Source organism: Moraxella sp. CTOTU46711 (genome assembly GCF_031975715.1).
In the GTDB taxonomy this organism is placed as follows: domain Bacteria; phylum Pseudomonadota; class Gammaproteobacteria; order Pseudomonadales; family Moraxellaceae; genus Faucicola.
In genome coordinates, this window is sequence record NZ_DALYMP010000001.1 from 1 (window position 1) to 22,642 (window position 22,642).

A 22,642-nucleotide genomic window follows, 5' to 3' on the forward strand; every position below is an offset into this window, starting at 1 on the left:
AATTTAGCGAGACAATAGGGACAGTTAGCGCCATTGAAATTAAGGATGTTAGTCATTTACTAGCGCCTACTGCACGCAGCGATGTGCTGAGTGGTTTTGTTAAAATCATAAGCCATCAATTCAAGGCATTATTAAAACTGCAAATTTGGCTATTTATTTGGATGCTGCCCATCGTGGTCTGGTTTTTTGGCAAAGTATCAGTCATCGGCATCTTGGTAAACTTGCTAGCCGTACCATTTTTAGGCTTGGTGGTTGTACCCTTGGATATGTTGGCAGGCGTCGTTAGTGGGCTACCTGTGGTGGGCGATTGGCTGAGTCAAATCATTTGGTCGATGCTAACAACCCTGCTCAATCTATTTCACTTTTTGCTCAACCAGCTTATCGACACGGGTGTTGCCAAACAATCATTTTTCGCCTTGTCACAAACGCAGCTTGCCCTGTGTTTGTTCATTGCGTTACTGGGGTTGTTAAAAGGCTTGTTGCCTAGAATGCTTATATTGCCACTGGCTATCCTATTGATATTATTGCCACTGCAGCAGCGAAGTTTAAGTAACAACAAACCGACTCTAGCCGTTGGTGATAACCCTAAACTGGTCATCAGTTTATTAAAGAAAGGCGATGATAGCTGGCTTATTTTGTCCGACAATCAAGTCAAAGCCACTCAGGTGGATAAACCCAATTTTTTGAAAACCAAACAAGCTATCCGTAATGTTTCGGTTGATGAAGAAATCAGTTCGCTGTTGAACCATGATATTTATCCGCTGTTGGCAAATCAGCAGGTTCATCGATTAACTGCGGTGATTAGTCAAACGCCCAGTGTCCGCGTCAATGAGCTGGTACAACAACTGGCAACCCATGTACCTGTTAAAGTCTACTGGCTGGCAGGGTATGATGTCGAACACAGTAGGCTTGATGTGACAGATAAGGCTGTATCTGCAAGTTTTCGTGCGATTACACCTCGCAGCTGCCAAACCGCGCAACGTTGGCAACAAGATGGCTTGGAAGTGACAGCGGTGTCGGGATGGCACTTGGATTTAGCCTTAACCGATGAGCAAAAGCTAGCGACCCAAACCTGTTATATTCGCATCCGTTTCAAGCCACCAGCAAGCAAACCCTACGATGTACTGATGTTGGCAGGTAATAGTGATATCCCGATGCAAATGACTGAAAAATTATGCACAGTATCGGCGACGCATTTACTCATTCAGCCTTATAATTTATCTATTAAACCATCGTGGCTAGTATTGACAAAACCTTCCTTACTGCATGTGGTGACAGGCGCGTATAAGTCGCAAAAACTGGGCGAAGATAGCCAATTATCACTGGCAAGTTGGTCAGTGGATAAGCCTGCAGACCACCCATTCGAAGTCCTGTATGCCGATCAAGTGGGCGCGGTAATTTACACGCTCGCCCCAGATGATACGGACTGATAATTGACGATTTGGCTACAAGGGAGTGATTGTAATTTTGACCGCTTCCCCCTATCATGGGCGGTAGATTACATATTGCTAAGGAATTTTTATGTCAGATAATTGGCCACCCGATCCCAACCAACCCTCGCAGTCAAAGCCACCTGTTCATCCAAACCATACGCAAAATTTGCCACCCAATGCGCCATACGCAGGCAAAGAATGGCAATTGCTAGAAAAAACCCTGATGGCAAGTCTTGTGGAGCAGCGCCGTGCAAGACGCTGGGGTATTTTCTTTAAGCTCATCACCTTGGGCTATGTGCTACTGTTTGGCGCGTTGGTAGCAAAAGGCTGTAGTGGCTCTGCCAAAAGTGGCATGAGTGATATCGATATGACCAATCCGCATTTAGCCGTCGTCGATGTCAAAGGCGTCATCAGCAGCGACAATGAAGCCAATAGTCAAGCGGTGGGCGAGGCATTGACGGAAGCGTTTAACAACGACCAAGCGCAAGCGGTGGCGTTACGCATCAACTCACCGGGTGGCTCGCCTGTACAATCCGATGAAATCTGGCAAACCATGATCGAATTGAGAAAAGCCCATCCTAACAAAAAACTGTATGCCGTTATCGAAGATATGGGTGCTTCAGGCGCGTATTATATCGCTTCTGCGGCTGATGAAATTTGGGTCAATCCCTCAAGCTTGGTCGGCTCAATCGGCGTGATTATGCCAAGCTACAATGTCCAAGGTTTGATGGATAAACTAGGCGTTAAAGATGGCACCATGACGGCCGGTGCGCACAAAGATATTTTAAGCATGAGTCGCCCGCTCTCCGATTTTGAGCGCCAGCATGTACAAAGTGTCCTTGATAACACCCACGCCCACTTTATTAATGCTGTCAAACAAGGTCGCGGCAATCGCCTCAAAAATCCTGACGCCAATCAGCTTTTTTCCGGGTTGTTTTGGAGTGGTGAGCAAGCGATTAATCTCGGTTTGGCGGATAAAAAAGGCGGCATCAGCACCCTAGAGTCTCAGCTAAAACTAGACAATGTAGTGGAATATAACCCAGAAGACCCAGTGAAAAAAGTGTTCGGTAAATTTGCTAGCCAAATCGGCTATGGGTTTGGCGAAACGGTCTCCAAAGGCTTTGCTAGCCAATTAACTCAAGCTGCTGCAAATGATAAAGGGATGCAATAACCATGTCATCTGAGACGAGCCAGCATCCGCTAGCCAATGGTTTGCCTTCTGCGCCAACGCTAGCGACAGGCATACAGGGCATAATAGAGATAGGAGAGGCAGGGCAGACAGGAGCGATAGCGCAAAAACCCTTGATACACTTTGCGCATGCCAATGGGATTCCATCACGGAGCTATCAATATCTGTTTGATTTGCTGAGTGATGAATTTGATATTGTCTATATTCCAGCGCTAGGCATTGACCCGCGTTATCCGGTTGATAATCATTGGCAAAAACTGACCCAACAAGTGATTGATAGCATCCAAGCGCACTTAAGCGCGCGCGAGCAAACCAAGGTCATCGGACTAGGGCATTCGCTTGGCGCATTGTGTACGCTGCAAGCCAGCTATCAGGCGCCCGAGCTATTTAGCCAAGTGATTGCCTTAGACCCACCGCTCATTCATGGCTACTATTCAATGGCACTACATTGGGCAAAACGCTTTAGCCCACGGTTGGTAGATAGGCTCACGCCTGCAGGTCTATCAAGCCATCGCCGTGATATATGGCCAAGCCGTGAAGTCGCCTACGAGCATCTGCGGCATAAAGCATTCTATCGACACTTTGATGAGCGCTGTTTTAATGATTTTATTCGTTATGGCTTGACTGATACTGCAGATGGGCAAGTGACGCTTACCATTCCAAAAGCGGTGGAAGTAGCGGTGTTTCGTACCAATCCTTCACTATACTGGCAAAAACCTAACCATCCGCCGGCTCTCCCTGCCAAGCAAATAATTGGTAAAGATAGCCTGTTTTTCAAACGTGGGTTTCCTGCGCTGGTCAAACAGCGTATGGGCATTGATTTTGAAGTGCATGAAGGCGGACATATGTTTCCGCTAGAATACCCAGCCAGTACGGTTGAACGAATCAAAGCGCTTATTCACTCAGTCAATCATGATATCCAGTAACAACACAAATGTCCATTAAAGGATTTAATGTGCAAAATCTATCGTTACAGCCTAGCACCCCCATCTACGATTTGCCTAAAACCATTGTGCTATCTATGGTGTTATTGGCGGTGTTTTTTGCCAGTCAATTGATTGGCATGGTGTTATTTGCACCATGGGTGCTACAAGATGCAGCAAATTTGGATATCGCTGAAAAAGTGTTGCAGGGCAGTGAAAACGGCACCTTAATGAGTCTATCGCTAGGCTTTACCTTAGCCATGGTGATAGGCTGCGTTTATTTGTTTATCCGATTTAAAAAAAGCCGTATCAAAGATTATCTTGCCCTTAAACCCTTTACTTGGTATCAGTTGTTACAATGTAGCGCGCTGCTGATTGTGCTAAATGTTATCATCAACCTAGTCACCGTCTGGCTGGGTCGCGAGCCGATGATGTTTATGGACAATCTTGCCGAGTCCGCGCATCCACGGTGGCTGCTGGTAATGGCGATGGTGGTTTTTGCGCCGATTTATGAAGAAGTGATATTTCGCGGGTTTATGTGGACAGGGCTTGCCAGCTCAAAGGTTGGTATGTGGGGTGCCAGTGTGCTAACCAGCATCCTATTTGCGGTGATTCATATGCAATACGGTGTGGTCGAGTTGTTGGGGATTTTTTGTCTAGCGATGTTATTTAGCTATGGGCGTATCATGTCAGGGTCACTGTTATTGCCTGTGGTGTTGCATATGATGAATAATGGTTTGGCGATGGGGCAATATTTGTACGGCTAGTCTTTTTTAGCTAACTTTTAGCCATTATTCAACGCCAATACCGCTTCACCGGCTTCACGAACTTGGGCGACCGAGAGGGATTTTTGCCCGCTAAGTGCCTGACGCCATTTACGACTGCCTGTCAATCCTTGAAACAAGCCCAAATAATGGCGCATAATGACCGTCAAGGGTGTACCACGCGCGTCACTGGCTGCCAAAAAATCTAGCAACTGATAAAAAATATCTGCTCGGCTAGGCACAGGCTCGCCCCACAGCTGCATGGCTTCGGCTAGAATATAAGGGTTGTGATAAGCTTCCCGCCCAATCATCACGCCATCGACTTTCGTCAGATGGGCTTTGATGTCATCAATAGTGGTGATACCGCCATTGATTTCCACAAATACATCGGGAAAATCCTGCTTTAAGCGGTACACATCCTCATAGCGAAGGGGCGGAATTTCACGATTTTGTTTAGGGCTTAAGCCTTGTAGCCAAGCGGTGCGCGCATGGACGATGACATGCTGACAACCTGCTTTCACCACATGATCCACAAAATCCGCCATAAACTCATAACTATCAAAATTATCAATCCCAATGCGATGCTTGACAGTGACGGGAATGTCCACCGCATCACGCATCGCAGAGACAATATCTGCCACCAATTTGGGCTCTGCCATCAAGCAAGCCCCGATTTTGTAATGTTGTACCCGATCGGACGGGCAGCCGACATTTAGGTTGATTTCATGATAACCGTAGTCCTGTCCGATTTTTGCACAGCGTGCCAATTCGTCAGGGTCTGAGCCGCCAAGCTGAAGCACCAAAGGGTGTTCATTGGGATAAAATCGCAGCTGATAGTCTGTATCTCCCTGCAATATCGCAGAGGTACTGATCATTTCAGTATAAAGGTAGGTATAAGGATTGAATAATCGAGCAAAGTAACAATAATCCCGTGTACTCCAATCAATCATCGGTGCGGTGGACAATCGTTTATGCTGCATGGTAGTCATAGGCAGGGTCATCGGCAAATATTCAAAAAAAGTGGCTAATCTATAGCTAATCTATCAGCTAATCAATAAAAGCGGGCGCTAAAAAAAGCGATGGCAAAACAACTATCAGCGATGAAAAAACTCAAGAATTCATCAGCCGCTTATCTTCCATGCGATACAAACCATGCAAATTGGTCAACAATATACCCATGATGATGCCAATCACACAGACAAACACCAGATACAATGCGCTCGAAAGCATTAATTTGCGTGAAAAATAAACCAATAGCACAGGCAATAATGCGCCTGTCAATGCATACGCCACGTTATAGGTAAAGCTAATACCGCTTAGGCGTACACTCACTGGAAACAGACGCACACAAATACTTGGGACTAAGCCAATCACGCCAGAGAAAAAACCTAAAATTGCATAATTAATCAGTAATAGCTCACTACTGTTTTTCAGTGAAATAAAGAAAACAATACTGGCTATGCTTAAAAATATACAGCCTAAAGTAAATACACGACCTGAGTTAAAACGATCGGCAAAATAACCATACGTTAAAGCCCCCAATCCACCAAAGATAATACCCACTCCATTGGATATCATCATCAAACTGGTATCGACATCAAAAAACTGGATGCCCAAAATCGGCAAAAGCAAATAAATCGTCAAATAAACACTGGCGGTAAACCAGGACAAACCCAGCGTCATCACCGTACCATAACGGTATTTGATAATAGCTCGGCGTATCGGCAGACGTTTAACCAAGCGATTTTTAGACTTAGCCATCAGCCAAAGCGGGGTTTCTTCAAGCTTGGCTCGTAAAAGTACTGCAAATAGCGTACCGATACTGGCGATGACAAAAGGAATACGCCAACCATATGATTGCATCTGGGTAGGGGTGAGCATATTTGATAACGTGGAGCTTAAAATATTGCCCATCAAAGTCGACAAAATCAGTGCACTAATAAGACCGCCACACACTGATCCTAATTGACGCCGGGGCATATGCTCAGCAATATATACCCATGAAGCGGGTACCTCAGCCCCATAGCCAAAGCCTTGAATTAAACGCAATAATAGCATGAGAACAATCGCTGCCACACCGATATGATGATAGGTAGGCAAACAGGCAATCACTAAACCAGACGCACCCACCAATAGCAAACTATACAGCAACACATGTTTTCTGCCATAGCGATCGCCGATATCACCCAATATCAAACCGCCTAGCGGTCTTGACATATAACCGGCTAAAATCAGCAGCAAAAAACAAATCGACTTTAACGACTCAGGTATATTTTCTGGGAAAAAAGCTTGATTGATACTATCATTAAAATAAAAATAAATCGTAAAATCAAAGGAAGCAAAAAAAGCCCCAAAAATCGTTAAATACACCACGTTTTTTTCGTAGCGATTTAAATCCCTAATTTCTTCGTTGGCATCATGAAAAAATGGCATAGTCGACAATATTACCTAGAAGCTGGCTAAAGGTTTACAAGCTTTATAATTAATGGACAAATAGGTTATCTAACGCGCTAAAGAATTAAATTCGTCATTATTCACCTGACAATTTAAATCACTTGACAATTTGAACAATAATTTATCAAAACTGCAATAAATTTAATTATTTAAATAAATATTACAAGCAAACGTCATGATTTAACAGTTGAGATATATTACTTTTTGAAACCGCATACTATAGTGATTTTGATACTATTTTTACTATCAAAAATGTGTGTTTTTTGTAATATAGCCGCTTACAATAAGCGCTTAAATGGCAAGGCAGAAAAAATCTTTAGCCAAAGTCCATTGACAAACGTCATATGCGGCTCTTTATCCAAGCTGATAAGCTTTTTATTGGTTTTATCATCATGGGTTTGCCACATCAGTTGTTCATTATCCTTAAGATGCACGCGATAACTGACATTGAGCATGGAGTTATCAAACGTATTATGAAAGGATTTGGCAAGCGCTTTATCTTCAATCAGCACACCAAGCTCGGTATTGATGTTGGCAGAGCGCGGATCCACATTGTAAGAACCGATAAACGTATATTTGTCATCCACCGCAAAGGCTTTGGTATGCAAACTGGTGCTATACTTACTGCGATATAAGCTACGTTTTTTGCGGCGAAAGTCTGCATCGGCAGAGGATTTTAGCTCATACAGTCCAATCCCTGCTTTGAGCATCGGCACGCGTGCCACGTTATACCCTGAATGCACGATAGGCACATCGGTTGATTCATACGAGTTGGTAAAAATATTGATTTTTACCCCGTTTTCCATGAGTTTGCTTAGCTGCAGCACGCCCAAGTCAGTGGGTACAAAATACGATGAGACAATGGTCAATTGCTGTTTTGGGGTGCCAATACGTGCCCGAAGCTGTGATACCAATCGGCTATCTTTATCATCTTGATTAAGCAGTTTTTTGACATCATCTGCCAAAAATTCCATTGGTTGCCAACGAAATTGGATTTTTTTGTTATACAGTTGTTTATCGACTATTGCGCCATTTTGTACCCGGTAAAGTTGCGAGCTTTTATGCAGATGGGACTGGCTGTTTATCGGTGCAATCGCAGTCAAAGTCCCCAAAAATGGCTCATCGCTTTTATTACGATCGGGGTTTTTTGAGGGTCTGACCAAACGTTCGATATCATACGATAGAGGGCTATCCCAATAATCTTCAAAACTATCATTGATTTGGTTGACCACTTTGCCGGCAAGCAAAACATCCAAATCAGCAAACTCAGCGATGCTATCTTTACGCAGATATTCATCGCCAATATTGCGCCCACCAATGATGGATAACTGGCGGTCAAAGGTCATGCTTTTATTGTGCATGCGGCGTTGGTAGCGGGGCAGTGCTACCACAAAATTGGCGGGGGTAAAGCCGCGCACCACTTTGGGATTAATCAATCGCACTTGGATATTAGGATGCGCAGCAAAGGCGAGTAGCTGTTGGTCAAGTTCCGGATTGGTGTTCAAATCATCGAGTAACAGTCGTACTTTGACACCACGATTGGCGGCTTGGTACAAGTCTTTGAGCATCAATTGCCCTGCTGCATCGTTGTGCCAAATATAGTATTGGATATCGATGGTTTGCTGAGCCATTTCGGTCAAAATACTGCGTGAGGCGAACGCATCACTGCTATCAATCAGCGGATAGTAACCGGAAAATTTGCTCGGTGAGGGGTTTTTGCTAGCACTGATACGGCTGATTAAATATTGACCTTGTATACGCGATTTTTCGGAAAATTTTTGCGCACTTGGCAACTGCATTGATACAGTTGGCGTAGCGGCGATATGGGGGTTGTTCGGCAACATTTGGCAAGCGGTAAGTAGCAATGGCAAGCAAAACGTCACAATTTTGGTGGTGAGTTTTTGCGATGCTAGTCTGACAAAGCCAACAGATACCGAATAAAATGCTGCTACCAAAGCCTGAATCCTTTTAAAAAAATCACTAATTAACGTGGCACTCACCTAAGAAAAGTTGGTTGTCATGGCGTTTTTGCGTAAAATACTGACTTGAAAGCCACCGTCAAATCCAACTTATGCTATCATAATTTATTTGATGCACAAAAGATGTAACATTATGACCCAATTAGACCCCAACTGGCAAAGTGATGCACTTGATTTAAGCCTAGAGTATGCCGACCAAACCATCGCCGTGCGCGGCGGTTACCACCGTACCGATGAAGGCGAACATAACGAAGCGATTTTTACCACTAGCTCCTACGTATATAAAAATGCCCAAGAAGCAGCAGACCATTTTAATGGCAATAAAAAAGGCAATGTCTACTCGCGCCATACCAATCCGACCGTGCGCGCTTTTGAACGTAGATTGGCAGCTTTAGAGGAAGGCGAGCGCTGCGTGGCAACCGCATCAGGCATGGGCGCAATTTTGACCATGTGTTTGGCGTACCTTCAAGCAGGTGACCATCTGCTAGCAGCCAAGCAATTATTTGGCTCCTCGGTCGCCCTGTTTGATACCTACTTTAAAGCGTTTGGCGTTGAGGTGAGTTATGTAGACTGTTTTGACAATGACGCTTGGCAGCAGGCGATGCAGCCAAATACCAAGGTGCTGTACTGCGAAAGCCCTTCCAATCCTTTGGCGCAAATTGCCGATTTAAGCTTTTTATCAAGGCTCGCGCATGACCACGATGCGCTATTAATCGTCGATAACTGCTTTGCAACCCCAGCCATTCAAAAACCTTTGATGTTGGGTGCGGATGTGGTATTGCATTCCGCCAGTAAATATATTGATGGTCAAGGTCGTGTGCTAGGCGGTGCACTGGTCGGTAACAATGACTTGATGGAAAAAGCCTTTGGGGTAGTGCGTACCGGTGGGATCAGTCTATCGCCATTTAATGCGTGGGTATTGCTAAAGGGTCTAGAAACCTTGTCACTGCGTATGAAAGCCCACTGTGAAAATGCCAATCAAATCGCTAAATTTTTGCACAATCACCCAAAAGTCAGCAAAGTGCATTTTTCAGGCTTGCCCGATCACCCATCCCATGACATCGCTAAACGCCAACACACCGCACTCAAAAATGTGCAAGGCGGTGCGTTTGGCGCCATTATTGGCTTTGAGGTGGCTGACCAAGCGGCAGCCTGGCATGTTATCGATAGTACCAACATGATTTCGATTACCAATAACCTAGGCGATGCCAAAAGCACCATTACCCATCCTGCGACGACGACCCATTTTCGCATGACACCTGAAGCAAGAATCGAGGCAGGCGTGAGCGAAGGCTTAATTCGCTTCTCGGTGGGGCTTGAAGATGTTGACGATATTATCGCTGATTTAAAACGCGGTTTGGATACACTCGCCTAACAGAAAGCCAAAACCCATTAGCTAGAACCCAAAAGCCAGTAGCAAAATTTACTGGCTTTTTTATGTCACTGTTTTATTGCGCTTTTTTATCTGACTTTTTTATTTCAGCGCCTTGACCAATAACGGCAATATTTTCCCTGCGTTGTCGGGTAACACGATGTCAACCGCTGTGGTGTGGGTCGGATTGGGATTAATCTCGATGACGGTTGCGCCACGTTGTTTTGCCAAATCAATCAAGCCCGCCGCAGGATAGACCACGCTTGATGTGCCGATACTCACCAATACATCACAATTGAGCGTTGCCGTTTCTGCCGTTTGCCAAGCCTCCTGTGGCAACATCTCGCCAAACCATACAATATCCGGGCGAATCAAACCGCCGCATTCACAATGCTTTAGCTCAGTGTCTGTGATAGCAATGGCTTTGGCATACGGCTTGCCGCAATCATGACAACGATTTTTGGCCAAATCCCCATGCAGTTTTGCCACCGTGGCACCGCCTTGCTCATGCAGATTGTCGACATTTTGGCTAAACAGCGTCCAAATTTTGCCTTGCTGCTTTGCCAATGCTTGCCATTCACCCAACGCAAAATGGGCAGGATTGGGCTGTTTATCGGCGATTTGCCCTCGCCACCATTGGTGCCATTGCCACACCAAGGCAGGCTCATTTTCAAATGCTTGAATGCTGACCAAATATTCGGCTTGGTATTGTTGCCACAGTCCGGTAAGTTTATCCCGAAAAGTCGAAATACCACTTTCAGCCGAGACACCTGCCCCCGTCAGGATGACAATATTTTGGGCGCATTTAATAACACTAGCGGCTTTATAGAGAGCGACCTCTAGCGATTGGGGTACAGTTGTTGTCATAGTCGTGGTTTTTTGCTGTTAATGGGTTTATGGTAGTGAGGTTATCTTAGCATTTTTATGTGAGTGATTTTAGATTAGCAGTTTGCACTAACGATTAGCAATAGACAGTTTGCGGTCAAATTCGCTACAATGAGCCACCAACATTAGAAACAAACAGGAACACTCATGAACTTACAAGCCCTCATGCAACAAGCGCAAATGATGCAAAAGCAAGTCGAAAAAAACGTTGAAAATGCCAAGAAAAAACTGGCAGAAAAAGAAGTGCATGCCGAAGCGGGTAGTGGCTTGGTGAAAGTCACCATGAATGGTCGCCATGTGGTCAAACGTTTATCAATCGATCCAGGCCTACTGCAAGACGACCCTGATATGATTGAAGATTTGATTGCGGCTGCTATCAATGATGCCGTACGTCAGGCCGATGAACTACACGAGACTGAAATGGCGAGTGCCACCAACGGCATGGGCTTACCACCAGGCATGAATGGTTTATTTTAAACCCACTAGGGCTATCCATAAAGCTATAAAGTAGCGCTATAAAATAGTGGAAAATTGCCTTGCGATTAGGCAGTCAAACCCCCATAAAAAGCTGATAATTCATTGTCAGCTTTTTTTATTTTTTATCATTTTTATAAGAATGCGCCTATGCTTACGCCAAAATTTGATGAACTTGTAAAACAACTCAAAGTGCTGCCTGGAGTCGGACCTAAATCTGCCCAGCGGATGGCACTGCACTTGCTTAGCTATAAACGCCCGCAAGGTCAAGCACTGGGCGAAGCCTTGATTGTGGCGATGCATGATATCAAGCAATGCCAAGTATGCCGTGGTTTATCAGATGAGGATATTTGCCCGATATGTAGCGATCCGCGCCGCAATGAGCGCGTACTTTGTATCGTAGAGACGGCAGCAGACATGATGGCAATCGAGCAAACCGCCAATTTTAACGGTAAATACTTTGTGCTTGGCGGGCATTTATCACCCATTGATGGCATTGGCGTGGAGCAGCTTGGCATCAATCAGCTGATTGGGCTGTTAAAGCAACACCAAGCCGCGCAAACTCCCGTAGAAGAAATCATCTTGGCAACCAGTACCACGGTAGAAGGGCAAACCACCGCGCATTTTATCAGTGAAGCGGTCAAGCCTTACGTCACTCATATCAGCCGGATTGCCCAAGGGATTCCGATGGGCGGCGAGCTTGAGTATTTAGATAGTATGACACTGGGTCAAGCCCTGCAAAATCGTGGACGGTTATAAAATCTTTTCATTAGTTTGACAAGACAAAATCCTAGATTCATCATAAAATACGCTTAAATTATCCGTCCACAAGACCCAAGTTATGCTCATCCAAAATCCGTTAAGCCCAGCCCAATTACAACAACTTCATGACTTGCCAATCCATTGGGTGAAAACTCAGGATGCGCTTTTTGCCCTGCTCGATGACCTAGAGCAAGTTGATACCATTGCGTTAGACACTGAGTTTATCAAGCGCGATACTTTTTTTCCCATTCTTGCGCTGATTCAAATCAATACAGGCAAAGCGATTTATTTGATTGACGCGCCCAAGCTGTATTTAGAAGAGTTTTGGGAAGTGTTAGCGGATATACCCACCGTGGTGTTACATGCGTGTGGCGAGGATTTGGGGATTTATTACTTACTCTCCAACTTGCCTGCGCTGCGTAATGTGTTTGATACCCAAATTGGTTTGGGTTTTTTGACCGGTGAAAACTCGCTTGGCTATCAAAAATCGCTGCAAGAAACAATTGCTGTGCATGTAGATAAAGGTGAAAGCCAATCAGATTGGTTGCAGCGTCCATTAACACCTGAGCAAGAAAGCTATGCGGTAGACGATGTGCGTTATTTATTGCCGATGTTTGTGGCCATCAAAACACAGTTGATCGAGCAAGGTTTATGGCAATATGCGGTTGAAGACTGTCAAAGCTATACCCAAGAAATTTTTGCCAACTTTAGCACGCCTGATAACGCCTTGTACTTGAGTGTCGCTGATTACCGCGATAATCGCGAGCAACTGGCAATGCTGCAAACTCTATGCGAATGGCGCGAACAACTTGCCAAATCAATCAATAGACCACGCACTTTTATCCTGCGCCCGCAGGCGCTCCGTGAAATCGTCGAAAAACCGCCTTTTAGTATGAAGCAGTTAGGTTTTACCAGTATCAAGCCCAATGTGATTCGCATGTATGGGCAAGAGATTTTGACGCTGATTGATAAGGTGCGAAAAGAAGATGACGCAGCCTATCCAGCCCTATTGCCCTTACCGTATCGCAGTCTGTCTAGCGATGTGCAAAAACAACTGGAAAAAGCGATTAAGCAGCATGGGCAAACCCTGTCAATTGATGAGACAGTATTGATGCGAAAAAAATGGCTGTCAGAGCTGTATGCTTACGCCGTCGCAGCAGAAAAACCGGCGTTGAGCCCTTGGCTTAATGGGTGGCGCAAAGCGTGGATTATGGCAGAGATTTTACCCATTTTGGATACGGTGATTGCCAAAAAACCGCCATCTAACGAGCATGAAACGACCGCTGAATAAATGAAAAAATCCCACCGCTGAGTGGGATTTTTTACTACTAAATGGCTTAAAAATAAACAGGTTAAAAATAAACCGCTTAAAACGAACCCAACATCGTACCCAAAGCAATAACCACCGTCACCGCAATCAGCGGAATTGCCATCGTCACCATGGCGACATCTTTATAAGATTGCTTGTGAGTCAAATGGCAAATGGCAAATAACGTAATCACCGCACCACTATGGGGTAGCGTGTCTAAGCCACCTGCTGCCATTACCGCGACACGATGCAATAACTCAGGATTTATCCCATGCGCCACTGCCTGTGCCAAATATTCTTTGCCTAAAATGGGCAGCGCGATACTCAAACCCCCAGAAGAAGAACCGGTGATGCCCGCTAAGGTAGTCATAGCCACGGCTTCTGAGATTAATGGGTTATTGGGCGATAGATTTAACACGCTATCACGTAACACCGCAAAACCCGCCAATGTCGCAATCACCGCACCATAACCGACTTCTGAACCTGTATTAAAAATAGGTAACATGGAGCTATAAGTGCCTTTATTAAGACTGTGTTGCAAATTTTTCCATTTGCCCAAGCGCAGCACAATCAACGCAATAATCGCCGTGACTAAAGCGATAATGATTGACCAAAGTCCCAAAGCGCCCTTGATATCCAAGTCTTTAAACTGCGCTTGCAGTGCAGAGAAATCCATACTCGGAAAAACCGCATACGTTAACAAAGCATTTATGCCGATGACCAATACCAAAGGAATCATCGCCACCATAAAAGAGGTGTGATGGGGGTCTAGGTTATCAGCATGCAGCTCATCATCTTCATGAATACCATATCCCTCGCCAGCCGTTTTGGCGCTATGGGCGCGTCGCTGCAGCCACAACATGCCCAAACCAAACATCACAAGCGAACCAATAATACCCAATATGGGTGCGGCAAAGGCATTGGTACCATAATAGGGAATGGGAATGGCATTTTGGATGGCCGGTGTCCCGGGTAACGCCGTCATGGTAAAGGTAAATGACCCTAACGCAATCGCCCCTGGAATCAGCCTTTTTGGCACCTCTGCTGACTTGAACAAATCTTTAGCAATCGGATAAATGGCAAAAGCCACCACAAACAGTGACACACCGCCATAGGTTAAAATTGCACAGACCAAAACCACAGCCAGTATGGCTTTATTCGCGCCTAATTTACTAACCACCGTTCTGGCAATCGCTGTGGCAGCCCCAGAATCTGCCATGAGCTGACCAAACACCGCCCCGAGCAAAAATATGGGAAAAAACTTCAATAAAAAGCCACTCAACGCTTTCATAAAAACGGTGGTATAGATAGGCAATGAGCTTAGAATATCACCTGACAGCGCAACCGCTAAGGTGGCCATCAAAGGTGCTAAAATTAATACAGAATAGCCGCGATAGGCAAAATACATTAATAGAAAGAGCGAAATAATAATCGCAATGGTACTAAACATAATGTCATCCTTGACTTATGATGGGTGTAAAATAACGCGTGGTGATTACAATTTTTTTGAGTCCCCTGCATCATAGCAGAATTTTTTTGACTAGCAATTGCCTTTATAGCAAAAAGCCACACATTTTTGCATGGCTTTTGTAAAAAATAGGTTAAGTGTTGAATGATGTTTACTCTGCGATTTCACCATTCTCATAGCTTGAGATATCAGGGCAAGAACAGATTAAGTTTTTGTCGCCATACACATCATCGATACGGCTCACCGATGGCCAAAACTTATTGTCGCGTACATACGCGAGTGGATAGGCGGCTTCTTCACGGCTGTATGGACGATCCCAGTCACCGGTCACCACTTGTGCGGTGTGTGGTGCGTTCACTAGCGGGTTGTTATCTGCTGGCCAGTCGCCGTTTTTAACTTTCATCGCCTCAGCTTTGATTTGAATTAAGGCTGAGATAAAGCGGTCTAGCTCTTCTTTGCTTTCTGACTCAGTCGGCTCAATCATCAAAGTACCTGCCACGGGGAAAGACATGGTTGGCGCATGAAAACCGTAATCCATTAAGCGTTTGGCGATATCAACTTCGGTGATACCTGTTTCGGCTTTTAGTGGGCGGATGTCAATGATACATTCATGGGCGACGCGACCATTTTCACCACTATAAAGTACAGGGTAATGGTCTTTTAATTTCATGGCCGTGTAATTGGCATTTAATAACGCAGCTTCTGTCGCTTGCACCAAGCCATCACGACCCATCATGGTGATATACATCCATGAGATAGGCAAGATGCTGGCTGAACCAAACGGGGCAGCCGATACCGCACTCATGCCATCTTGGGCATTGGGCACCGCAGATACAACGTGGTTGGCAATAAAAGGCGCCAAATGTGATTTCATGCCGATGGGACCCATACCAGGACCACCGCCGCCGTGTGGAATACAGAAGGTTTTATGCAAATTCATGTGTAGGACGTCAGCACCAACATCCGCAGGTTGCATCATACTGACCTGCGCGTTCATGTTAGCGCCATCCATATACACTTGACCGCCGTGTTGATGAATCAAGTCACAGATATCACGGATACCTTCTTCAAACACACCGTGTGTTGAAGGGTAAGTAATCATCAAAGCGCCCAGATTGTCGCTGTATTTTTCCGCTTTTTCAGTCAAGTCAGCAATATCAACGTTACCACGCTCATCGGTGGCTACCACGACGACTTCCATCCCCATCATCTGTGCCGTGGCAGGATTGGTGCCGTGTGCTGAGCGCGGAATCAGACAGATATCACGGTTGGGTTGACCTAAGCTTTCGTGATAACGACGAATCGCCAATAGCCCTGCGTACTCGCCTGATGCGCCTGAATTTGGCTGCATAGAGATAGCGTCAAACCCTGTGATGGCTTTGAGTTGCTCTTGCAAGCCTTCAATCATTTCAATATAGCCGCCCACTTGTTCGCGTGGCGCAAATGGGTGCACATTGGCAAATTCATTCCAAGTAATCGGTAGCATTTCGCTAGTGGCGTTAAGTTTCATGGTACAGCTACCCAGCGAAATCATACTATGATTCATCGCCAAGTCTTTGTTTTCTAGCTTTTTCAAATAACGCAGCATTTCATGTTCGGTGTGATAACGATTAAAGACAGGATGAGTTAAAATCGCATCGGTACGTAGCAGTGATGCTGGCAAAGACAAGCTAATATCATCAGATAATTGAGCGGCTACGCCTGTGAATAACTGTGTGAGTACACCAAAATCTGCTGCATCACTGGTTTCGTTAAAGGCAATGGCGATATGATTATCGTCTACTTTGCGCAGGTTATAGCCGATATTGAGGGCATTTTGATAGATTTGCTCAGTTTGACCTTCGGTATTGACCAACACGGTATCAAAAAACTGCTCATGCACAATCGACATACCAGCTTGTTTGATGGCTTGGGCAAAAGCGCTTGCTAACGCATGAATGCGGGTGGCGATACGTTTGATGCCTTCAGGACCATGATACACCGCATACATCCCTGCCAAATTGGCTAGCAACACTTGCGATGTACAAATATTTGAGTTGGCTTTTTCGCGGCGGATATGTTGTTCACGGGTTTGTAGTGCCATACGCAAGGCTTGTTTACCTTGGGCATCCACCGATACGCCAATAATACGACCTGGGGCAGAGCGCTTGGCACTGTCTTTAAAGGCAAAATAAGCCGCGTGTGGACCACCAAAACCCATCGGCACGCCAAAGCGCTGGGTGTTACCCAGTGCCACATCCGCACCCATGCTACCCGGTGATTTAAGAAGTACCAGACTCATCACATCAGCGGCAACGATTGTTTGCGTGCCTTTGGCTTTGACTGCACTGATGATATCAGTTAAATCAACCACATCGCCTTGCGCGCCCACATATTGGAAAATTGCGCCAAAGAAATCGCCATTCTTGGCAACGTCAAAATCACCGACCACTATATCCCAACCAAAATATTTGGCACGGGTTTTGATAACATCTAAGGTTTGAGGATAGATACGGCTATCAACAAAAAATTGGTTAGATTTACTTTTACCCACGCGTTTTGCCATCGCCATCGCTTCAGCCGCCGCCGTCGCTTCATCAAGCAAACTTGCGCCCGCCAATTCAAGACCTGATAAGTCAATACAAACTTGTTGGAAGTTGAGTAGTGCCTCTAAACGACCTTGGGCAATCTCGGCTTGATAAGGGGTATAAGCTGTGTACCAGCCTGGGTTTTCAAGCACATTGCGCGCAATGACGGCAGGTAGGCGAGTCGGATAATAGCCTAAGCCAATATAGCTTTTATTGACCTTGATTTTATCCGCCAACCCACGCAACTTTGCCAAGGCATCATGCTCAGTCATACTGAGGGGTAAATCTAACTCTTTGCTAAGACGTACAGAAGCTGGCACCGTCTGTTCAATAAAGCTTGCCATGCTATCAGCGCCGACGGCTTTTAGCATTGCTTCTTTTTCATCTTGGCTAATACCAACATGACGATGAATAAATTCTGATGATTGGAATAAATCAGCAAATGATTGAAAAGACGGTTGACTCATTCAAGTTTCCTTTAGCGTCTGATAAAACATTGAAAAAAAATAGCAGGTTTTGCCATGGCTACCATGACAAACATCGGTTGAATGGATAAAAATTACACTTTAACGATAAAGCGCTCACGCTCAAAACGGTATTGCTCACTATAGATACCACGCTCGTCGCGCTCACCGGCAGCAATCACCATACAAATATGCTGGTGGTCATTTAGGTCAAGCAATTTTTTGAGTTGTGGCTCATCAAATCCCCCCATCGGGCAACTATCAAAACCGTGCGCACGGAAGGCGAGCATCAAATTCTCGGCTGCCAGTGAGGTGCTAATGAGCGCCCAGTTTTTAAGGTCATCCGCATCATAGATGGGGTCAACCATCGCACCTTTGACTTTGCGAGTGGCTTGCGTCAGCGCCCATTTGGCAGGGGTAAACACATTCATCACACCGCGCGTCATGGTCAGCGGAATGAGCTTGCCGTAATAATCTTGCACGGGTTTTGGTACGGGTTTGACGGGAAAATACTTGATATTGTCTTTGGCATGTTGACGCCACGTGTCAGTACGAGCGACCACGACAATCAGCTTATTGGCGGTTTTTGCTGCATTTTGACTCATACAATAGGTCACAGTTTTTTGGCGTTTTTCTTCAGATTCAATCACAAAAAATTGCCAAGGCTGTAAATTACTTGAGCTAGGCGCTAGCATCGCCATATCGAGACAGGCGTTTAGCACCTCATCACTGATGGGCGTTTTGGTAAAGCGTCGTACCGAACGGCGAGTGCTCACCACCTCATAAAAACTGGCTTGTTTTGGGTCAGCAAGCGGGGTAAGTGTTGACATAGCAGCTCTCAAGTTAACAAAATAAAGGATGCATTACAGTTAATTGATAGGACAACAGACTAAGGTAATCAAGCGACTACCTTAGTGCTAGACTCTATAAAAAAGACGAGATAAAAACTATGAGATAAAGATGATTAAATACTATCTTGGTACTCGTCCGCGTCCATCAAGCCTTGGTAATCATCGGCATTGTCTGGTTTAATTTTAAAGAACCAACCTTCGCCATAAGGGTCTTCATTAATGGTTTCTGGGGCATCTACTAAAGCGTCATTGACCGCTAGGATTTCACCAGCGATGGGGGCATATACATCGGAGGCAGCTTTCACCGATTCGACCACGGCAATTTCAGCATCCACGTCAACGTGTTCACCCACTTCAGGCAATTCAACATACACGATGTCACCGAGCAAATCTTGGGCGTGGTGAGTAATACCAACGGTGATAGTGCCGTCTTCTTCTTGGCGTAACCATTCATGACTAGCCACATATTTTAAATCTGCTGGAATATTGCTCATAACTATTTTCCTCAAAGCGAAAGTAGGGGTGAAAATAAAAGGCTGTTAGCCAAGCAGTCACACTTGGCGCCTTTTTACTAAACATTTTTAAAAGCCTAGTATTTAAAAGCTAAGTAATTTAACAAACTGAGTAACAAAAATTTGGTCGATACAATGTATATCGACCAAACTTAAAATAACTTAGCGGTTTAACCCATTCAACAAGTGAATCGGATTAAATAGCATTACACACAAAGTTATAATTACGACCTTGTGAAGTCACGGTTAACGCACCTTCTGCACCTTTAACGCCCCAATCATACATGGTAGTTTTGGTCGTATTTGACAAAGTATAGCGGTTACCCGAACCTGACACATCTTGTTTTAACACCATCGCTGCTTGGTTTAGACCTAGCATTGGCGAGGTGATTTTTAAATTAGCGACATTGCTGCCGTTCTCTTCACCGTAGAACGCGACGACTTCAGTATTGTTGTCACATTTAAAGGTTTGTGAATTTGCTTGAATTGCCAACACTTGTGACGGACTAGGCTGTGCCACTGGGGTTGAAGTACAGGCCGCCAAACTTGCTAAAAACGGTACAACAAAGAGTAACTTTTTCATGATTTTACCTTCTAAAGTATGATGAATTTATTATCGGTTTTTCAAAGTACGCTGACTAATTATTTTAATGTTATTCATTAATAAGCGCTAAATCCATCATATCATGATAAAATCTTAGTTGAATTGTTTGTTGCCATTTCTAACAAACGGTAACGAAATGATACGTACTGGTGTCGGTGTGCCCCGCAAATCAACAGTGGCTGCTGTATCTGTCGTCTTCGGAATACGTGCAATGGCAATCGATTGTTTTAGGCTTGGGCTAAAAGTGCCGCTGGTGATTACCCCAGTTTTGCCATTGTCTAGCGTGACCGTCATGCCTTCACGCAGTACCCCACGTGACTCTAGCACTAAGCCTACTTGCATGACGTCATTACCCTCAGCAATCGCTTGGTCTTGTTTGGCTTGCATAGCTTGACGACCCACAAAATCCCGATCGTCTTTTACCGCCAACGTCCATGCCATACCGCATTCATACGGATTGATGGTTTCATCCATCTCATGACCATACAAATTCATACCCGCTTCAAGACGCAATGTATCACGGGCACCTAAGCCTGCTGGGGCGATGCCATGTTCTTTGAGTAAGGTAAAAAACGCTGAGGCTTGTGCTTGTGGCAAAATGACTTCAACGCCATCTTCACCCGTGTAACCCGTACGCGCCACAAACCAATCTGCGCCTTCAATGTCGGTCAAGTCTTTGCCCACAAATGGTTTTAAGGTAGCTAGGCTATCTGCCCAATTTGGTTTGGCTTGGCTCAGTTTGCGCAGGGCATTGGGGCCTTGTACCGCAAGCATAGCAAGTTCTGGGCGCTCGGTAATGGTGACAGCAAAGTCTTTGGCGACTTTGTCAAACTGTGCCAAATCTTTATCACGGGTGGCGGCATTTGAGACGATACGATACTCGGTCTCTGCATCGTTCATTCGGTAAACGATTAAGTCATCAATCACACCGCCGTTTTCGTTGAGCATGGCAGAGTAAAGCGCTTTACCGACAAATTTGAGTTTGGCGACATCATTGGCGAGCAGTTTTTGCAGCCAAGCTTTGGCATCTTTGCCGGCGATGTCAGTCACGACCATATGTGACACGTCAAACATGCCCGCATCCGTACGCACAACGTCATGTTCTTGAATCTGTGAGCCATAATGAATAGGCAATTCCCAACCAGAGAAGTCAACGATTTTGCCGTTGCTGTCGATATGGGATTGATAAAAAGGGGTGCGGTTTAAAGGCTTGTCTGTGGCTGACATGGCAAATCCTTGAGTGGGTAAAAATCAAATAACGGTTTGATGTTTGATTTGATGTTTTAATAGCGTGGGATAAAACGCTAAAACCAAACATCGCACATCAATAGAGCACTAAAACTAATCCAACCTGATGTCGGTAGCTATCAGCCCTATCTGTCCTGTTACCTGAGATTTTCAATCGACTTGTCACTTCTTACTTCTTATAGTACAGATAGACAAGTCAATCTTTTCCCCTTCGGTGGTATTGCAAAACAATACACTCTCCAGATTTGTTATATTTTGATGCAGTGCATACGCCACTGCCAAAAATTACGATTCCAGTCCTTTTACCTGAGCGATTATAGGGTCTTTACGCCTTCGGTGATGGTTTTGGTATTTCATAATTTGATGAAAAACAAAACAACATTCTCTCCTGAAATCTTCGGTTATTATGCTGGGTTTTTAACTTTTTGACAAGCAAATTTGCACAGATTTTATGACCGCCTGATGTTTTGGCAATACTGGATTATGAGCATTATTGTGTTATAGCAAATATAGCCAAAAGCAAGTATGATTAAAGCCACTGATGAGCGTAAAACTTTAACTATTTAAAAAAAGTTAAAGTTTTTAAATAAAGTGCTTAAATAATTTTTGTGGTTTTGGGTTAAATTTTTGCGCGCTGACCCCATTAAAAGCAGAATAATTTAGCCTTTAACATTTTGAATATCTTTGAATATTAACCCCAAATACCAAAATTTGTTATTAAAAGTTACTATAAACGTCGGTACTAACATTGCTGAGTGAAAATTGGCTGATTGAGAACTGGTAGATAAGTTGGGTTGTTACCTTATAAAGATGGCATGATAAAAGGAATAAAATAACGATGGACTTCATGAATATTTCGTTGGTAGGCATTTTAACCAGTTTAGCCATGGGGGGTACGTTGCCCGACGATAGCAAAACCCAACAGCAAGTGGCGCAAGTGTCGACTCATATTTTGCCAAATATCGCAGGACAGTGGCAGCTGCGACTTGATAAAACCGACGCTGCGCAGCCAAGTTGCCAAGAGCGGTATAATTTTGGGCGCGATCAGCAGTTTATCGGTTCAAGCGGTCAGGAATTTACGTACGGCAAATACTTGTATGCTGACACAGGGGATGGTTTACCTGCACTAGCGATTCAGACCCAATATGATAACAATGCAACAGACTGTTCTGGCAATCGCGTTGACCAGACGGGCGATATTTTGGTTGCTTATGTCAAACAGCAAGGCGAGCAAATGCAGTGGTGCAAGGATAGTAAAGGCACCCGATGTGATATGACATTGTACCGTGTGTTCCCTTAAATTTTTTACTTTTTCTCTCTACATCCCATAGCACTGGCAAGATTTGCCAGTGCTATTATTCCTGTTAAAACTTGCAACTAGTGT

Annotated in this window: 19 protein-coding genes and 2 riboswitches; of the genes, 9 read left to right on the top strand and 10 right to left on the bottom strand. The window is 44.8% G+C overall.

The genetic code is table 11. From position 1 onward, the window contains the following. The 4 genes from RTJ53_RS00005 to RTJ53_RS00020 all read left to right on the top strand — a co-directional run. Positions 1-1,430: ComEC/Rec2 family competence protein (locus RTJ53_RS00005; RefSeq protein WP_312275292.1), on the top strand; the 1,430-nt coding region annotated here is incomplete at its 5' end. Positions 1,431-1,521: 91 nt separating this feature from the next. Continuing rightward, positions 1,522-2,604, top strand: coding sequence for a signal peptide peptidase SppA (gene sppA / locus RTJ53_RS00010; protein ID WP_312275293.1), 1,083 nt, complete (start codon positions 1,522-1,524; stop codon positions 2,602-2,604). A gap of 116 nt (positions 2,605-2,720) precedes the next feature. Continuing rightward, positions 2,721-3,548: an alpha/beta fold hydrolase gene (locus tag RTJ53_RS00015; RefSeq protein WP_312275904.1), complete on the top strand. Its 828-nt coding sequence runs from the start codon at positions 2,721-2,723 to the stop codon at positions 3,546-3,548. A gap of 29 nt (positions 3,549-3,577) precedes the next feature. Beyond that, on the top strand, positions 3,578-4,312 hold the full coding sequence (locus tag RTJ53_RS00020; protein ID WP_312275294.1) for a CPBP family intramembrane glutamic endopeptidase: 735 nt from the start codon (positions 3,578-3,580) through the stop codon (positions 4,310-4,312). 17 nt (positions 4,313-4,329) lie between these two features. On the opposite strand, the gene dusA is transcribed toward RTJ53_RS00020, so the two are convergent. The 3 genes from dusA to RTJ53_RS00035 form a co-directional block, all read right to left on the bottom strand. Continuing rightward, positions 4,330-5,298: a tRNA dihydrouridine(20/20a) synthase DusA gene (dusA, locus tag RTJ53_RS00025; RefSeq protein WP_312275905.1), complete on the bottom strand. Its 969-nt coding sequence runs from the start codon at positions 5,296-5,298 to the stop codon at positions 4,330-4,332. Positions 5,299-5,419: 121 nt separating this feature from the next. Next, positions 5,420-6,742 (bottom strand): MFS transporter, encoded by a 1,323-nt coding sequence (locus RTJ53_RS00030; RefSeq protein ID WP_312275295.1) that lies wholly within the window; start codon positions 6,740-6,742, stop codon positions 5,420-5,422. A 299-nt stretch (positions 6,743-7,041) separates the two neighbouring features. Further along, positions 7,042-8,607 (bottom strand): phospholipase D family protein, encoded by a 1,566-nt coding sequence (locus RTJ53_RS00035; RefSeq protein ID WP_472795532.1) that lies wholly within the window; start codon positions 8,605-8,607, stop codon positions 7,042-7,044. Between the two features lie 268 nt (positions 8,608-8,875). Between RTJ53_RS00035 and RTJ53_RS00040 the strand changes: the two genes are divergently transcribed. Beyond that, the gene (locus RTJ53_RS00040) at positions 8,876-10,117 is read left to right on the top strand and encodes an O-succinylhomoserine sulfhydrylase (RefSeq protein WP_312275297.1); all 1,242 of its coding nucleotides are present in this window, start codon (positions 8,876-8,878) and stop codon (positions 10,115-10,117) included. Positions 10,118-10,216: 99 nt separating this feature from the next. Here RTJ53_RS00040 and RTJ53_RS00045 read toward each other — a convergent pair whose 3' ends face one another. Further along, positions 10,217-10,981, bottom strand: coding sequence for an NAD-dependent deacylase (locus tag RTJ53_RS00045; protein ID WP_312275298.1), 765 nt, complete (start codon positions 10,979-10,981; stop codon positions 10,217-10,219). A gap of 165 nt (positions 10,982-11,146) precedes the next feature. Here RTJ53_RS00045 and RTJ53_RS00050 point away from each other — a divergent pair, with 165 nt between their 5' ends. From RTJ53_RS00050 to RTJ53_RS00060, 3 genes are all read left to right on the top strand, one after another. After that, entirely contained in the window at positions 11,147-11,476 is a 330-nt protein-coding gene (locus RTJ53_RS00050) for a YbaB/EbfC family nucleoid-associated protein (protein ID WP_312275299.1), read from the top strand. Between the two features lie 147 nt (positions 11,477-11,623). Next, on the top strand, positions 11,624-12,232 hold the full coding sequence (gene recR / locus RTJ53_RS00055; RefSeq protein WP_239742825.1) for a recombination mediator RecR: 609 nt from the start codon (positions 11,624-11,626) through the stop codon (positions 12,230-12,232). A gap of 82 nt (positions 12,233-12,314) precedes the next feature. Next, positions 12,315-13,526, top strand: coding sequence for a ribonuclease D (locus tag RTJ53_RS00060; protein WP_312275300.1), 1,212 nt, complete (start codon positions 12,315-12,317; stop codon positions 13,524-13,526). 76 nt (positions 13,527-13,602) lie between these two features. Here RTJ53_RS00060 and RTJ53_RS00065 read toward each other — a convergent pair whose 3' ends face one another. The 6 genes from RTJ53_RS00065 to gcvT form a co-directional block, all read right to left on the bottom strand. Continuing rightward, positions 13,603-14,994 carry a GntP family permease gene (locus RTJ53_RS00065; protein WP_312275301.1) on the bottom strand — a complete coding sequence of 464 codons (1,392 nt, stop codon included), beginning with the start codon at positions 14,992-14,994 and terminating at the stop codon, positions 13,603-13,605. A gap of 169 nt (positions 14,995-15,163) precedes the next feature. Beyond that, the gene (gene gcvP / locus RTJ53_RS00070; protein ID WP_312275302.1) at positions 15,164-18,046 is read right to left on the bottom strand and encodes an aminomethyl-transferring glycine dehydrogenase; all 2,883 of its coding nucleotides are present in this window, start codon (positions 18,044-18,046) and stop codon (positions 15,164-15,166) included. 92 nt (positions 18,047-18,138) lie between these two features. Then, positions 18,139-18,873, bottom strand: a complete 735-nt coding sequence (locus RTJ53_RS00075; RefSeq protein WP_312275303.1) for a nitroreductase family protein — start codon at positions 18,871-18,873, stop codon at positions 18,139-18,141. 134 nt (positions 18,874-19,007) lie between these two features. Next, entirely contained in the window at positions 19,008-19,388 is a 381-nt protein-coding gene (gcvH, locus tag RTJ53_RS00080; RefSeq protein WP_312275304.1) for a glycine cleavage system protein GcvH, read from the bottom strand. A 214-nt stretch (positions 19,389-19,602) separates the two neighbouring features. After that, a complete protein-coding gene (locus tag RTJ53_RS00085; RefSeq protein WP_312275305.1) occupies positions 19,603-19,989 on the bottom strand; it encodes an MliC family protein in 387 nt (128 codons plus the stop codon). 114 nt (positions 19,990-20,103) lie between these two features. Continuing rightward, positions 20,104-21,237: a glycine cleavage system aminomethyltransferase GcvT gene (gene gcvT / locus RTJ53_RS00090; RefSeq protein ID WP_312275306.1), complete on the bottom strand. Its 1,134-nt coding sequence runs from the start codon at positions 21,235-21,237 to the stop codon at positions 20,104-20,106. A 140-nt stretch (positions 21,238-21,377) separates the two neighbouring features. Then, a riboswitch (glycine riboswitch) is annotated at positions 21,378-21,511 on the bottom strand. A gap of 31 nt (positions 21,512-21,542) precedes the next feature. Further along, a riboswitch (glycine riboswitch) is annotated at positions 21,543-21,659 on the bottom strand. 446 nt (positions 21,660-22,105) lie between these two features. On the opposite strand from gcvT, the gene RTJ53_RS00095 reads away from it, so the two are divergent. Continuing rightward, positions 22,106-22,558 carry a hypothetical protein gene (locus RTJ53_RS00095; protein ID WP_312275307.1) on the top strand — a complete coding sequence of 151 codons (453 nt, stop codon included), beginning with the start codon at positions 22,106-22,108 and terminating at the stop codon, positions 22,556-22,558. Positions 22,559-22,642 lie beyond the last annotated feature (84 nt).